This is a genomic window from Mycobacterium sp. ACS4054, assembly GCF_001667275.1.
Classification (GTDB): domain Bacteria; phylum Actinomycetota; class Actinomycetes; order Mycobacteriales; family Mycobacteriaceae; genus Mycobacterium.
The window spans coordinates 1-15,759 of record NZ_LZHV01000008.1; the positions used below are offsets into that span (position 1 = coordinate 1).

Here is a 15,759-nt window from a genome sequence, read left to right on the forward strand (position 1 = left end):
CCCAACACCGCCCGATGACCCCACCCATCCAGCCGGTCCCGCTCACCCTCCTCGAGCACATCAATCGCCGACAACCTGGTGCCCGGATCAGCGGTCATCGCCACCAACACCCGCCGCAACCGCTCCACCAACATGCTCACGGTGCCCGGATCGAACACGTCGGTGCGGAACTCGACCGCCCCCGAAATCCCGCCCGGCTCACCGGCATCGGTGTAACGCTCGGCCAAGTTGAACGTCAGATCCATCCGCGCGGTCCGGGTGTCGACCGGCAACTGGGTCACCCGCAAATCACCCAACGCCAACTCAGCCCCGGGATCACCGGGCAGGTTCTGCCAGGCCAACATCACCTGCACCAGCGGATGATGCGCCAACGACCGCACCGGATTGAGCCGCTCCACCAACACCTCGAACGGCACGTCTCGATGCTCAAGCGCGGCAAGCCCTTTCAGGCGTACCTGACCGAGCAACTCGCTGACGGTGGGATCACCCGTCACATCCACCCGCAGCACCAACGTATTGACGAAGAACCCGACCAAATCGTCGAGCGCCGGGTCGTCGCGACCGGCGGTCGGAAAGCCGAGCACCACATCGGGACTCGCGCTCAGACGCGAGAGCAGCACCGCCATCGCGGCCTGGACCACCATGAAACTCGTCGCGTTGCACTCGCGTGCTACGGCGCGCACCCGCTGCTGCAGCTCCGCGGGCCAATCCACCGCCACCGTATCCCCGCACTGATCGGCCACCGCCGGATACGGCCGATCCGTCGGCAACTCCACGCGTTCGGGAATCCCGGCCAGCGCATCCTGCCAAAACGCCAACTGGCGGGCGATCGGACCGCCGCCTTGCTCGAGGTCACCGAACTGGGCCCGCTGCCACAGCGTGTAATCCGCGTACTGCACCGGCAAATCAGCCCAGTCGGGCGCGCGGCCCTGCCGCCGAGCCTCATACGCCGCGCCGATGTCCCGCACCATCGGCGCCAGCGATAACCCATCAAAGGCGATGTGGTGTAGGACGATTCCCACCACATGCCGGCCTGCACCGACCGAGTAGACGCGCACACGAATCGGGATGTCCGTCGACAGGTCGAACCGATAACCGGCGAGCGCAATCAACTCGGCGCCCAGCTCGTCCTCCGGCAACGGCACCACCGCCGCGTCCCCGCGATGCCACATGCCGCGTTCGGCCGGCAACACCCGCTGGAACGGGACACCGCCGGTGTCGGGAAACACGGTTCGCAGGGATTCGTGGCGCTCGATGACATCGTCGAGGGCACCAGCCAACGCCTCGAGATCCAACGGCCCGCTGATGCGGAACGCGGTGGGCATGTTGTAGGTGGCGGCGCGGTCCTGCCAGTGCGCGAGGAACCAAAGCCGGCTCTGCGCAAACGACAACGGAATCACGGACGGCCGTTCGCCCGCCACCAACGGTTGACGCGCGGTCCCGTCCTCGGCGAGGTGGGGTGCCAACAGCGAGACCGTGGGCGCGTCAAACAGGGTGCGCAACGAAAGGCGGGCATTCAACGACTTGTTGACGGCGGTGACGAGACGCATGGCCGACAGCGAGTCGCCGCCCAGGTCGAAGAACGACTCGTCGACGCCGACCCGCTCGAGCCCCAGCACCTGGGCGTAGGCCCCGGCCAGCACCTCTTCCACGGCGGTGGCGGGTGCGCGAAATCGATTGGCATCGGCGAATTCCGGCACCGGCAGCGCCCGGGTGTCGAGCTTGCCGTTGACGGTCAGCGGCAGCGCCTCCAGTACCACCACCGCGGCGGGCACCATGTAGCCGGGCAGCCGATCGGCCAGCTCGGCTCGCGCAGCGGCCGGGTCGATCGTCCCGGTGACGTAGCCGACCAGGCGCTGGGCGCCGGGTTGATCTTCGCGGGCGATCACCGCCGCCTGATCGACGCCGTCCAGCCCGGCCAACGCGGCCCGTATCTCGCCGAGTTCGACACGGTAGCCACGGATCTTGACCTGTTCGTCGGCACGACCGAGGTAGTGCAGCTGCCCGTCGCTGCCCCACCGCACCAGGTCCCCGGTGCGGTACATGCGGGTTCCGGGTGGCCCGAACGGGCAGGCGACAAACCGTGACGCAGTCAGGCCGGTCCGGCGCCAATACCCGACGCCCACACCGCGGCCGGCGACATACAACTCGCCGACCACGTCGACCGGCACCGGCCTCAGCCAGCCGTCGAGGACGAACAGCGCCGCCCCCGGCACCGGTGCGCCGATCGGCGGCGCACCCGAGCCCGGCGCCAGCGGCGCGCTCCTGGACGCGCACACCGTGGTCTCGGTGGGGCCGTAGCCGTTCACCATTTCCCGTCCCGGCGCCCAGTGGTCCACGATCTCGCCCGGGCATGCCTCGCCTGCGACCAATAGCGCTGCCGCCGGAAAACTTTCGGCCGGCAGAACCGCCAAGGCGGAGGGGGTTTGGCTCAACACGTCGACCCGCTCGGCCTCCAGCAGGGCGCGGAGCTCGTCCGGTGAGCCGGCCACCGTTTCGGGGACCACCACCAGCCGCCCCCCGAACAACAGCGCACTGAAGATCTCTTCCACCGAGGCGTCGAAGGCCAACGAATGCCACTGCGCCCACGCCCGTCCCGGCTGGTCCGAATACAGCGATCGCAAGAGCTGCGTCACGTTCTGATGCGTGACCGCAACACCCTTCGGCGCGCCGGAGGTCCCGGAGGTGTAAATGAGATAGGCGACATCGTCCGCCGAGGGCGCGGGCAGCGTGGTGCCGGTCCGGGCCTCCACCGCCGGATCGGCGACGTCGATGACGGTCACCTCGCGGCCGTCCACCCGTGGCCGTAAGCCCACGGTCGTCAGGACGGCGACGGGGCTGGCGTCGGCCAGCATGAACCCGATTCGGGCGTCCGGCAGACCCGGATCGATCGGTAGGTAGGCCGCACCGGTTTTGAGCACCGCAAGCATCGCCGTAACCGCATCGGCGCACCGGGGCAACAGCAGTGCGACGCAGCCGCCCGGTGCGGCCCCGTGGTCAATCAGCCGGTGCGCCAACCGGTTAGCGGCCTCGTCGAGCTCCCGGTAGGTCGTCGAGCGGCCCTCGAAGGTCACCGCCACCGCCTCCGGGGCCCGCGCCACCTGGCCGGCGAACAACTCCGGAATCGTCGCCGGCACCGTGGCCCGGGTCAATATCGCGCGGTTGCCCCACCCGTCCAGCCGCGCGGCCTCCTCGGCGTCGGATGGGTCGATCGACAACAGGCCCCGCCCCGGGTCGGTGGTCATCGCCGCCAGCACCCGCCGCAGCCGCTCCGCGATGTCCGCGACGGCAAAGTCCGGGAATTGTTGTCCGGCGCCTTCGATGCCGAACAAGAGTTGGTCACCGGCGGCGGAGAAGAACAACCCCAGGCCGTCCGCGAGGCCCGAATTGGTGTACGAGGCCGACGCCGCCAGGCCGGCGAAGTCCAGCGCCATCGCAGCGGGAAGGAAGTTGATGCTCACTCGCTGGGTGACCTGGCGGGGGTCACCGGGCCGGGCTTTGCGTTCCAGCGCTCCTACCGGGAAGCGCTGATGCCGCAGCGCTTCCCGAATTCTGGTGTCGACGTGGCGACAGAAATCGCTCACCGTAGCTTCCGGCGCAACGTTCAAGACCAGCGGAACGACCCCGGAGAGCATTCCGGGAAGGGTCTTGGACTCCGGGGAAACCCGCCTACTCACCGGGAAGTCGAGCACCACCTCCGAGCGGTCGCCGCACCACGCGCGCATCAACAGGGCGCACGCGGCGGTGATTACTGACGAGCGGGGCATATCCCACGCGTGCGACAGCTCGTCGACGCGGCGGAGGACCACCGGATCGAGCGCAACCGGGGCGGAGGACCGGTATGGGCCGCGCTCACCGCCGTCGCGCGCAAACCTATCGAACCCCGTTGTCGTTGGCAGGTTTTCAGCCCAATAGTCTCGATCCTTCAGGTAATCGGTCGAGGCCTCGTATTCCGCCTCGGAGCTGACCAAGTCCTCGAGCGAACCGAAGAACGCCGGTGGCATCGGTGCACCCGACATGACCGCGGAGTAGAGCGTGGCGATCCGATGGCCGATCAGCGCGATGCCGGAGGCGTCGACGACGATGTGGTGACAGCAAGTGAACCAATAGAACTCGTTGGGTGCGGTCTGAAAGAGCGCGAATTTGAACAGCGGCCCGGTGAGGGGCATGGGCGCCCGCTGAATCGATGCCGCGATTTCGCGGGCCTCCTGTACGGCGTGATCCGAGCCGCGCAGGTCATGGAAAGCGAGCTCGACGTCGGGCTCATCGATCGTCTTCTGCAGAACCTGGCCGTCCTCGGTGAAGAACGTGGCCCTGACGGGCTCGGCCTCGCGCAGCGCTCGGCGGATCGCCCACTCAAGGGGTTTCCGCTCGACCCGGCCCTCGATCTTCACGAACAGGCCGAGTTGCCAGTCGGTCGCGGAGCGGCCCGTTTCCTGGGCGAGCCAGATGTCCAGCTGTCCCGGTGTCAGCGGAAGTCGGCGCTCGTCGGCTTGCATCGATGTGCTCGACATCAGGCGACCTCCGCGGGCGCGAGCTTCTCGCACAGCAGGGCCGCCAGACCACGGATCGTGATAGTGGAGATGTCAGCGGATGGGATGCGCACCCCCGTTTCGGATTCGATGCGGGTGCGCAGTTCGAGCGCACCGAGTGAGTCCATGCCGTATCCGGAGAGCGGGCGATCGGGGTCGACGCTGCGGCGCAGGATCAGGCTGACCTGGTCGGAGATCAGGCGACGCAGCGAGGTGGGCCATTCATCCAATGGCAACCCGTCGAGTTCGGCGCGCAGCTTGCTTGTGCCCGTGGGGTTCCCCGCGGACCGGAACGCTTCGGCGAACGGGCTGCGCTCGGCCACGAGCTGCAACCATGGGGAGCCGGTGACGGGCGCGTACCCGGTGTAGGCGCGGTCGTGGCGCAGCAGCGCTTCGAATGCGTAGGCGCCCTCGTCGGGATGGATTGCCAGGTCGGAACTTTCGGCCAGGGCGGTGGCCCGCCCGATCTGCGCCCAGGGGCCCCAGGCGATGGTGGTGGCCGGCAGGCCCTGAGCCCGCCGCCAGTGGGTGAAGGCGTCGAGCCAGCTGTTGGCCGCGGCGTAGGCGCCCTGCCCCGGGGAGCCCACCAGCGCCGCGGCGGAGGAAAACGAGCAATACCAGTCCACGGGTTGGCCGGCGGTGGCGGTGTGCAGGTGCCATGCGCCGTAAACCTTTGGCGTCCAGCCACGCTCGACAAGGTCGTCGGTGATGTTGCCCAGCGTGGCATCCTCAACAACCCCGGCCGCGTGGAGCACCCCACGCACCGGAAGGCCGGTGGCGGTCGCGGCGGCGACCAGACGCTGCGCGGTGCCGGGCTGGGCGATGTCGCCGCACTCCACCGCGACGTCGGTACCGCTCGTCCGGATGCGCTCGATGGTCTCCAGTTGGTCCTGTGTTGGCTGGGATCGCGAGCACAGCACGATGCAGCCGCAGCCAGCGGCCGCCATCTTCTCCGCCAGGAATAGCCCCAGGCCCCCGAGCCCGCCGGTGATGAGGTAGGCGCCATCGCGTCGGAAGACGGGGACCTGGGCCGGCGGCACCACCACCCGGCGCATGCCGCTGTGGGGTACGTCGAGCACGAGTTTGCCGATGTGCCGGGCGCTCTGCATCATGCGAAGGGCGCTGTCGGCCTCGGCAAGCGGGCAGTGCGTGCTGCTCGGCGTCGGGAGCGCGCCGTCCGCTATCAGCCGGTACACCGTTGTCAGCAGGGCATGTACGTGGTCTGGCTGGCTGGCCGCCAGCAACTTGACATCCACGCTGTGGAAGGCGAGGTTGCGCGCGGGGAATTGGCTTAGGCGGGCCTCGTGCCCGCTGATGTCGATGAATCGCCCTCCGGGCGCGAGCAATTCGATTCCGGCCCGTTGGACTGCGCCGGGCGCCGAGTTGAGCACGATGTCCACGCCGTACCCATCGGTGTCCCGGCGTATCAGTTCGGCGAAAGCGGTGTCTCGCGAGTCGTACACGCGATCGATGCCGTTGTCTCGCAACAGTTCCCGGCGCGCCTCGCTGCCGGCGGTGGCGAAGACCTCGGCGCCCGCGGCGCGGGCCATCGCGATCGCCGCCTGCCCGACCCCACCGGTCGCGGAGTGGATCAAAACCCGATCACCGGCCTTCATGCGGGCCAGCTGGTGTAATCCGTGATACGCGACGGCGTGCGACGTCGGAACCGCCGCCGCCGCTTCGTCGGACAGCCCGGCCGGCAGGGTGACCGCCAGGCGCGCGTCACAGGTGACGAAGGTGCCCCAACAGCCCCCGTCGCACAGACCCCCGACGCGATCGCCCACCTTGGGCCCGGCGACGCCGGGGCCGACCGCGGTCACCACTCCGGCGAAGTCGGTACCCGGCGGCCGCCGCGGGTCACCGTTCAGCGCGGCCGGCAGGTCGTGGTAGTTGATTCCCGAAGCGCTGACCGCGACCTCTATCTGACCCGGCCCGGGCGAAACGCGTTCGCAGGAGACGAGTTCCATTGACCCGAGGTCACCTGCGGCGCCGATTTGCAGACGCATCCCGTCCTGCCCGAGGTCGGCGACGGAGGTGCGCCGCTCCTCGGGGCGCAGCGGGGCGGGGGACAACCGCGCCGTATACCAGGTGTCCTCTCGCCACGCCGTCTCGTCCTCGTCCGACCCGCTGAGCAGTTGCCGGGCCAGGTGCTCGGGGTCGGTGGTTTGGTCCACGTCGATCTGCGTGGCGCGCAGGTGCGGATTTTCGGTGCCGATCACCCGCACCAAGCCGCGCAGCCCGGCCTGCTCCAGGTTGGCCACGTCACCGGCCACCACCGTCTGGGCGTTACGTGTCACGACGTAGAGACGCGGAAGGGCCGCGGGGAAGTCCGCGAATTCGCGGGTGATGCGGACCAGATGCTGCACGGATTCACAGCCCACCCGCGGGGATTCGTCATCGGTTGCGTCGGTTCGCGATCCCGCCAGCACCACCATCCCGCTGAATCCGCCACGGCGCAGTTGATCGCGGAGCTCCGTGGCGGCCGCGACGTGATCGGCGCCAGGTGGCCAGCACATGGTGATGCATTGCCCGCCAGCGCGTTTCAGCGCATCCGTCAAACCCAGATCGCTCGCGGTGTTGACCAGCAGCCAGGTCCCGGCGTTGGCGTACTGCGCCTCGGGCAAGTCCCGCTGTCGCCATTCGATGCTCAGCAACCGCTGCGCCAACAGGCGATCGTGGTGCTCGGCGGCGGATGCCCCGGTGCCCAACCGCAGCCCTTGCAACGTCAGCAGGGTCACCCCATCACCATCGAGGATGTCGAGGTCGGCCTCCACCCCGGAGGTGTCGGCTCTGGTCACCCGCGTGTAGCAGTAGCGGGCGGTCTTGGCCGCGCCGTGGGAACGAATCCGTCCGATGCCGAGCGGCAGCGCCAACACGTCCTGGCCCAGGGCCTGCACCCGCGGGTGGGCCGCGATCGACTGGAAGCACGCGTCGAGCAACGCCGGGTGCACCCCGTAAGCCTGTTGTTGTGAACGGATTTGGCCGGGCAGGGTGACCTCGGCCAGCACGGTTTCGGTTTCCTGCTCACCGGTGTGCAACGTGATCAGGCCGCTGAATGCCTGGCCGTACCGAAGACCGCGCCGGTCGAGGCGTGCGCGCACCTCTGCGCCGTCCTCGCGGCACGGGTGGGCGGCAAGCAGCGCGGGCACGTCGCGGGTGGACGGCCGCTCGTCGGCGGCGGCGCGCAGGACCGCCGTCGCATGGGGCCCTTGCTGTTTGGTTTCGACGGCGAACGCGACGGTGCCCGGCGATGACACCGTCGCCGAGGCGCTGACGGTGGTCTGCTCGTCCAGCAGCAGCGCCTGTTCGAAGCGCAGGTCGTGCACCTCGGCGGGGTCGCCGAGCACGGTGCGCGCGGCGGCCAGCGCCATCTCGCAGTACGCCGCCGCGGGAAGCACGGCGACGTCGCGGATTTGGTGATCGCCCAGCCACGGCTGGGCGGCGGTGCCGACCTCGGCCTGCCAGACGTGGTGTTCGGGTTCCTCCAGGAGGCGCACGTGCGCGCCCAGCAGGGGATGGACCGCAATGGTGCCTCCCCGCGTCGACGGTTCCCGCTCACCCCGGCCCAACAACAGCCGACGGTGGGTCCAGGTCGGCAGCGGCGCATCCACCAGCCGGCCACTCGGGGAGAGCACGGCGAAGTCGACCGCGGCGCCCGCGCTGTGCAGCTCGGCCACGAAGCCGCGCAGCCCGTGCGGCATCGGCTGGCCGCGGCGCATCGCGGCCAGCGCGGCCAGCGGCATCTCGAGGCTGCGGGCGGTCTGCTCGATCGCATGGGTGAGCAACGGGTGCGGCGCCAGTTCCGCGAAGACCCGGTACCCCTCCTCGAGGGCGGCGCGGACCGCCGGGGCGAACCGCACCATCTGGCGGAGGTTTTGCACCCAATACTCGGCGTCGCACACCGGCCGCTCGCGCGCGTCGTACAACGTCGCCGAGAAGAAGGGGACGTCCGGCGGCATCGGACGCAGCTCCGCGAGCGCGTCGGCCAAGTCATCGAGGATCGGATCGACCTGCGGGGAATGCGAGGCGACGTCGACGGCGATCTCGCGGGCCATCACGTCCTGAAGTTCCCAGGCCGCGACCATGTCGCGGACCGTTTGGGTGGCACCGCCGATCACCGTGGACTGCGGCGAGGCCACCACCGCCACCACGGCGTCGTCGACGCCACGGGCGACCAACTCCGAAAGCACTTGCTGGGCAGGCAGTTCCACCGACGCCATGGCGCCGGCTCCGGCGATGCGGGACATCAGCCGCGAGCGCCGGCAGATGACACGCGCCCCGTCCTGAAGCGACAGGGCCCCGGCGGCGTCGGCGGCGGCGACCTCGCCCAGGGAATGTCCGATGACCGCGCCGGGGTGCGCGCCGTGCGCGCGCAGGGTGGCGGCCAGCGCGACCTGCATGGTGAACAGCGTTGGCTGAACCCGATCGATACCGGTGACGGGCTGCGAGCCGGCCAGCGCCTCGGTCACCGAAAATCCCGACTCGTGGGCGATCAGGGGCTCGGCGGCGGCGACGGTCGCGGCGAAAACCGGTTCAGCCGTGAGCAATTCAGCGCCCATCCGGTCCCATTGCGAGCCCTGCCCCGAGAAAACCCACACCGCGCCGCGGTCGTCCTGGCCGGTCGCGGCCTGGCAGGGACTGTCGCCGGCGGCCATCTCACGCAAGGCCTCGATGAGCTCCGGGCGGCCGCCCGCGATGACGGCGCCGCGCACCGGGCGGTGCGCGCGCCGACGCGCCAGCGTGTAGGCCAGGTCCGGTAACTTCACGTCCTCGCGTGCCGCCAGCCAGTCGGCCAGCCTGCCTGCGGTGCGGCGCAGTTCACCGGCCGAGCTCGATGACAGCGGAAACACCAGCGGGGCCGCCGCCACCGGCTCGGGCGAAACGATTTGATCGGCAAGGGGTTCGGGCGCCTGCTCGACGATGACGTGAGCGTTGGTTCCCGACAGCCCATAGGAGGACACCGCCGCCCGCCGGGGATGCCGGCCGATGTCGGGCCAGGGGGTAATCGATTGCGGCACGAAAAGATTGGTGTCGATCGCGGCCATCTCGTCGGGGAGGTTGGTGAAGTGCAGATTCTTCGGCACCACGCCGTGCTGCACGGCCAGAATCGCCTTCATCAGGCCGATCGGGCCGGCCGCCGCCTGGGCATGCCCGAGATTGGTCTTGACCGCGCCCAGCGCACAGGGGCCGTCCGCGCCGTAAACCGCTGCCAGGCTTGCGTATTCGACCGGGTCACCGACCGGCGTTCCGGTGCCGTGGGTCTCCACCATGCCGATGCTGCCGGCGTCGACGCCGGCAGCGGCCAGCGCCGCCCGGTACACCGCGGTCTGCGCGGCGACCGACGGGGTCGCGATGTTCACGGTGTGGCCGTCTTGATTGGCGGCGGAGCCGCGGATCACGGCAAGGACGCGATCACCGTCGCGCAGCGCATCGGACAACCGCTTGAGCAGCACCACCACACAGCCTTCGGCGGAGACGAACCCGTCGGCCGCGACGTCGAACGCGTGACATCTCCCGGAGGGGGACAGCATGCCTTCCGCCGAGCCCGCCACAAACTTTCGCGGATCCAGGATCACGGTGGCGCCGCCCGCGAGGGCGAGGTCGCTTTCCCCGTTGCCCAGGCTCTGGCAAGCCAGGTGCACCGCCGTCAGCCCCGACGAACATGCGGTGTCCACGGTCATCGCCGGGCCGTGGACGCCCAACGCGTACGCGATGCGGCCGGACGCCAAACTGAAGCTGCTGCCCGAGAATCCGTACGGGCCCTCCACGGCATGCGCGTCGGCGGCCAGCAGCTGGTAGTCGCCGTGCGTCAAGCCGACGAACACCCCGGTGAGCGAGCCGGCCACGGTCTCGCGCGTCAGCCCCGCGTGTTCCATTGCCTCCCAAGAGGTTTCCAGTAGCAAACGGTGCTGTGGGTCGATCGCGACGGCCTCGCGCTCGGTGATCCCGAAGAAGTCGCAGTCGAACCCGGCGACGTCGTCGAGGAAGGCGCCCCACTTGGTCACCGAGCGACCCGGCACCCCCGGCTGCGGGTCGTAGTACTCCTCGGCGTCCCACCGTTCCGGGGGCACCTCGGTGACGAGGTCATCCCCCCGCAGCAACGCTTCCCACAACCGCTCGGGAGAGTCGATTCCGCCCGGCAGTCGACAGGCCATGCCGATGACAGCAGTGGAAGTGGCACCCGCTAGCTCCACGGCCGTTCACCCTCTCCTTATCCGACGGGGCGGTACGCGCGTTCGAGCCCAAATCGGTTGGTGAATCCCCGCCGTTCGTGCTCTCGCCGTGCTTTGCTCGTGACCTTCCTAAGCAAATGGGCACCGTTCTCCACCGACAGAACGGGCCGCCAGTACGCGCGGGAGTGACCCGATGCCCGCGAAGGCCACGCTCCCGTTTGCCGCCCCAGCAGTGGACGCGTCCGGCCCGCTAATTTCATCCGGCCTTGCCCAGCCTCGAAGCCCTATATCCCGGTGGCCGCGCCGGGGCGGCCGCTGTCGCTCCTTCGTCGGCTTCGATATTCAATTGGGCCGGCCGCGGCGCACGCATGCAGCGCAGATGGGCGCGTTCTCGCCCGTCCGGCAGGTGGCCGAAGCCTCGGCGAAGCCCCGCCCCGACCCGTCCCGCGCCGGTTGGCACCGGCCGCGGCGAGCGCGTTGTCATTGTCGTTGTCGACAGAGTGACGATCATCGGTTCTCCCACACCGCAAGTCGACATGCGTGCAACAAACCATACAGAAGGTGACCTGGGCGCGCGCCGCGTTGAGGCAAATTCCTCGAAGCGATCGGTGTGTTAGCCAGGTGTTAAGCCGGGATTGGTCGGACGGCCCGGCGGAGAACCGCTTCCGCGGCGGGCGCTCTACTGCGCCTGGCCCTGGGAGGCCAGGAAACCGGCGACGCCGCGGACCATCGCGTCGGCGTATTTCTGCCGGCCCTCGGCCGACTCCATCAGCGCAGAATCGGCGGGGTTCTTCATGTTGCCGCACTCGACCAGGATCGACGGGTACTGCGCCAGGTTGAGCCCGGCCAGGTCCGAGCGCCCGTACAGCCCGTTCTGCCCGATGTAGTTGGCCGGCGGGATCCCGGAGGCCTGCATCTGGTCGCGCATGATCCGGGCGTACTGCACCGACGGCCCGGCCTGCACCTGGTTGAGCGGCGGGGCGGAGTAGTTGACGTGGAACCCCCGGCCCGACGCCGGTCCGCCATCGGCATGGATGCTCAGAACCGCGTTGGGGTGCAGCGCGTTGGCCATGTTGGCGCGCTCGTCGACGCAGGGGCCCAGGCCGGTGTCGTTGCCCCGCGCCATCGCGGTCCGGACGCCCAGGGCGTTCAACGCCGCGCGGACCCGCAGGGCGGTGTCCCAGGTGAAGGTGTGTTCCTGATAGCCGCTGTTGGTCGACGTCCCGCTGGCTTGACAGTCCTTGGTTCCGCCGCGGCCGGTGGGCACCTGCCGGTTGATGGAGGCGTCGTTCGAACCGTTGTGGCCGGGATCGATGAAGACCACCATGCCGGCGATGTTGGACGGGACCGCCCACGCGGCGGGCGCCGTGGACGGGGTGATCGCCGCCGCAGCGGCAACCAGCACACCGATGACCAACCTGATGCCGACACGCCTGCTCGCTCGTAGGTCCACGGCGCAAAGGTAGCCTCGCGCGGTCTACGCTGGGTGTTTCGAATCGCCGGACACCCGCAGGCGAAACCAACTCGAGACCAAGATGCGAGGGGACTGTCATGCAACCCGGAGGCGACATGTCGGCGCTGCTGGCCCAGGCGCAGCAGATGCAGCAGAAGTTGATGGAAGCCCAGCAACAACTCGCCAACGCCGAGGTGCACGGCGAGGCCGGCGGCGGCCTGGTCCGGGTGACGGTGAAGGGCAGCGGCGAGGTGGTCGCGGTGCAGATCGATCCCAAAGTGGTCGACCCCGGCGACGTCGAGACGCTGCAAGACTTGATCGTCGGGGCCATGTCCGACGCCTCCACGCAGGTCACCCGCATGGCGCAGGAGCGGCTGGGGGCGCTGGCCGGCGGATTCGGCGGGCCCCCGCCGGGCCAGCCACCGGCTCCGGCGCCGGGGCTTTAGATCGTTCATGTTTGAAGGACCCGTCCAGGATTTGATCGACGAGCTCGGCAAGCTGCCGGGTATCGGGCCCAAGAGTGCGCAGCGCATCGCCTTCCACCTGTTGTCGGTAGAACCGCCGGACATCGACCGGCTGACCGCGGCGCTGGGGAAGGTGCGCGACGGCGTGCGGTTCTGTGCGGTGTGCGGCAACGTCTCCGACAACGAGCGCTGCCGGATTTGCTCGGATCCGCGTCGGGACGGCTCCCTGGTCTGCGTCGTCGAGGAGCCCAAGGATGTGCAGGCCGTCGAGCGCACCCGAGAGTTCCGCGGCCGCTACCACGTGTTGGGCGGTGCGCTCGATCCGCTGTCCGGAGTGGGGCCCGAGCAGCTGCGGATCCGCGAGTTGCTGAGCCGGATCGGGGAGCGGGTCGACGGCGTCGACATCACCGAGGTGATCATCGCGACCGACCCCAACACCGAGGGCGAGGCCACCGCCACCTACCTGGTCCGGATGCTGCGCGACATCCCGGGGCTGGCGGTCACCCGGATCGCGTCCGGCCTACCGATGGGCGGCGACCTGGAGTTCGCCGACGAACTCACGCTCGGTCGCGCGCTCGCCGGCCGCCGGGCGATGGTCTGAGGTCGCTCAGGATTTGATCAACCGGAACGGGCGCGTGACGGTCGAGCCAGGACCGCCGCACCCGTCCGCCGTGGTCGTCCGGCCCTCACCCGCGAGGGACACGGCGTCGAAGCTGTAGTCGACGGTTGCCGGGACGGAGGCTCCGTTCGCGCACGGCGCCTGCGTCGCGCCGCTGTGGGTCCAGCGTCCGTTCGCGAGGTCGAACTCCCAGCTGATGACGAACGTCCCGCCGTCCTGCGAGGTCGCCAGCGTGCAATCAGACCCGCACGGGGCGAACATCCAATTGGTCGACTTGTCGCTGTCGGTATAGAGCACGGTGTACCGGCCGCTGGGCACCTCCGGGGCGGCGTGCGCGGGCACCGGCGCGATCAATGCGGCCGTGACGAGCAGGGCGCTGCCGCCTGCCAACCCCGGCCGACTGCTCCTGGCGATGTCTTTCCTCACGTCAGCGCGCCCCCAATCGCTCCCGGCGCAACAACTCCACCTCCGGCAGGTCCAGCGGCGCCAGGTCACCCACCACCTTGCCCAGCAACAGGTCGGCCAGTTCGGGGTTGCGGGCCAGGCACGGCCCGTGCATATAGGTGGCGACGACGCTGCCCTGCACCGCGCCGTCGAAGCCGTCGCCCGCCCGGTTGCCCGCGCCCCTGGTCACCGCGCCCAGCGGCGACGCCGCGGGACCGAGAACGGTGCCGCCCCGGTGGTTCTCGAAACCGGTGAGCCGTTGGGTCAGCCCGGGCAGCAGCGGCTTGGTGATCAGCTCGCCGATGGTGCGGGCATCCTGCGGCGAGGTGGTGGCGTCGAGCATGCCCACACCGTCGACCCGTTCGCCCGCCGACGTCTCATACCACCGGCCGAGCACCTGGACGGCCGCGCAGATCGCCAGCACGGGCGCCCCCCGCTCCGCGGCGCGCTGCAGCCCCGGATGTTTGATCAGGTGCCGGGTGGCCAACCGCTGCGCGTAATCCTCCGCCCCGCCCAGGGTGTAGAGGTCCAGCGAATCCGGCACCGGGTCGGCCAGCGTGATCTCCACGATCTCGGCTGGGATGCCCCGCAACCGCAGCCGCTGGCGCAGCACCAGCGCGTTGCCGCCGTCGCCGTAGGTGCCCATCACGTCGGGCAGCACCAGCCCGATCCGCACGGTCGAGTCAGCCATGGCGCGCCAACGCCCGTTGCAGCTGCAGGAAGGCGGTGTAGTTGGCGACGACCTCGACCCGCCCGGGCGGGCACGACGCGATGGCCGCCACGGTGTCGTGCACCAGCGTGTGTTCGACCCCCGCGTACCCGAGGCGCACCGCCAGGTCGGTGCCGCGTTCGCCGGCGGCGACCACGGCGGTCTCTTCGAAGTGCTCGAAGCGCACGTCCCACAGCCAGGACAGGTCCTCGCCGTCGGGCACCTGCCCGTTGACCGAGATCACCACCCCGGCGGCCTGCTTGTCGACCATCGACAGCGCCTCCTGCCAACCGGCTGGGTTCTTGGCGAGCAGGATTCGCGCCTCGTGCGCGCCCACTCGGACGGTCCGGTAGCGGCCTGCGACCTCGTCGACGCCCGAAACGGCCGCCACCGCCTTCGCCGGGTCGGCACCCAGCGCGACGGCGGCGGCGACGGCCTGGGCGGCGTTGCCGCGATTCACCGCGCCCGGCAGCGCCAACCGCATCGGCAGGGCCAGCCCGTCGGGCCCGTACAGCGTTTCTTCGTCGAACCACCACTGCGGGCTGGGCCGCTTGAAGTCGGCCCCCGTCGAGTACCAGTGGCCCTGGTCGCGGACGATGACCTCGCCGCTGCGTGGGCAGCTGACCGAGTCGTTCGCCCAGGAGCCGCCGGCGGCCACCCACACCACGTTGGGGCTGTCGTAGGCCGCCGACGTCATCAGCACGTCGTCGCAGTTGGCGACCACGACCGCCCCGGGATGCCGGGCCAGCCCGGCCCGCAGCGTGCGCTCGATGACGTTGATCTCGCCGACGCGGTCCAGCTGGTCGCGGGACAGGTTGAGCAGGATGATGACGGCCGGCTCGACGGCGTCCGAAACGTGCGGCACGTGCATCTCGTCGACTTCCAGGGCCGCCAGCGGCGCCGCGCGGTTGGCCGCCAGCGCGGCCACCAGCCCGGCGTCCATGTTCGCGCCCTCGGCGTTGGTGGCCACCGAGCCCAGCGTGCCCAGGGCGGCGGCGGTCATCCGGGTGGTGGTCGACTTGCCGTTGGTGCCGGTGACCACGGCGGTGCGGCGTCCGGTCGCGAGCTGACGCAGCACTGAGCGGTCGAGGGTCATCGCGATCAGGCCACCGATCATGGCCCCGGCCCCGCGGCCGGTCACCCGCGAGGCCCAGCGCGCGCTCGCTCCCGCGGCGAGGGCAAGGCGGGCGCGGGTGGTGATCACCCGGGCAGTTTAAGGGCGATCGCGAGCGCGGTGCAGAGCGCCGGGCGCTGCGGGTCGCCCTCATCGAATCAGGGCGATCGCGAGCGCGGTGCAGAGCGCCGGGCGCTGCGGGTCGCCCTCATCGAATAAGTGGCATCGCGATCACGATCGAATTGCCGACC

General features: G+C 70.0%; 8 protein-coding genes. 2 read left to right on the forward strand and 6 right to left on the reverse strand.

All coding sequences use genetic code 11. The annotated features are described in order from the left end of the window. From A5730_RS01025 to A5730_RS01035, 3 genes are all read right to left on the reverse strand, one after another. The coding region (locus A5730_RS01025; RefSeq protein ID WP_156745636.1) for a non-ribosomal peptide synthetase at window positions 1-4,499 on the reverse strand (4,499 nt) is incomplete at its 3' end. A 14-nt stretch (window positions 4,500-4,513) separates the two neighbouring features. Next, window positions 4,514-10,726 carry a type I polyketide synthase gene (pks2, locus tag A5730_RS01030; protein WP_067894404.1) on the reverse strand — a complete coding sequence of 2,071 codons (6,213 nt, stop codon included), beginning with the start codon at window positions 10,724-10,726 and terminating at the stop codon, window positions 4,514-4,516. 658 nt (window positions 10,727-11,384) lie between these two features. Further along, a complete protein-coding gene (locus A5730_RS01035; RefSeq protein ID WP_082946659.1) occupies window positions 11,385-12,158 on the reverse strand; it encodes an Rv3717 family N-acetylmuramoyl-L-alanine amidase in 774 nt (257 codons plus the stop codon). Between the two features lie 98 nt (window positions 12,159-12,256). Between A5730_RS01035 and A5730_RS01040 the strand changes: the two genes are divergently transcribed. Together A5730_RS01040 and recR are read left to right on the forward strand one after the other, a co-directional pair. Then, on the forward strand, window positions 12,257-12,604 hold the full coding sequence (locus A5730_RS01040) for a YbaB/EbfC family nucleoid-associated protein (RefSeq protein ID WP_067894411.1): 348 nt from the start codon (window positions 12,257-12,259) through the stop codon (window positions 12,602-12,604). A 7-nt stretch (window positions 12,605-12,611) separates the two neighbouring features. Next, on the forward strand, window positions 12,612-13,223 hold the full coding sequence (gene recR / locus A5730_RS01045) for a recombination mediator RecR (RefSeq protein WP_067894414.1): 612 nt from the start codon (window positions 12,612-12,614) through the stop codon (window positions 13,221-13,223). A gap of 6 nt (window positions 13,224-13,229) precedes the next feature. Here the strand turns inward: recR and A5730_RS01050 are convergent, their stop codons facing one another. The 3 genes from A5730_RS01050 to A5730_RS01060 are packed head-to-tail and all read right to left on the reverse strand — an operon-like array spanning window position 13,230 to window position 15,598. Continuing rightward, the gene (locus A5730_RS01050; protein ID WP_082946660.1) at window positions 13,230-13,667 is read right to left on the reverse strand and encodes a hypothetical protein; all 438 of its coding nucleotides are present in this window, start codon (window positions 13,665-13,667) and stop codon (window positions 13,230-13,232) included. A gap of 1 nt (window position 13,668) precedes the next feature. Beyond that, window positions 13,669-14,376: a type 1 glutamine amidotransferase gene (locus A5730_RS01055; RefSeq protein ID WP_067894417.1), complete on the reverse strand. Its 708-nt coding sequence runs from the start codon at window positions 14,374-14,376 to the stop codon at window positions 13,669-13,671. Next, a complete protein-coding gene (locus A5730_RS01060; RefSeq protein WP_067894420.1) occupies window positions 14,369-15,598 on the reverse strand; it encodes a Mur ligase family protein in 1,230 nt (409 codons plus the stop codon). The genes A5730_RS01055 and A5730_RS01060 overlap by 8 nt, the downstream gene beginning before the upstream one ends. Window positions 15,599-15,759: the final 161 nt, after the last annotated feature.

Coding starts and splice junctions, on each gene's coding strand:
- A5730_RS01040 (WP_067894411.1), top strand. CDS start 12,257: ATGCAACCCGGAGGCGACATGTCGGCGCTGCTGGCCCAGGCGCAGCAG.
- recR (WP_067894414.1), top strand. CDS start 12,612: ATGTTTGAAGGACCCGTCCAGGATTTGATCGACGAGCTCGGCAAGCTG.
- A5730_RS01055 (WP_067894417.1), bottom strand. CDS start 14,376: ATGGCTGACTCGACCGTGCGGATCGGGCTGGTGCTGCCCGACGTGATG.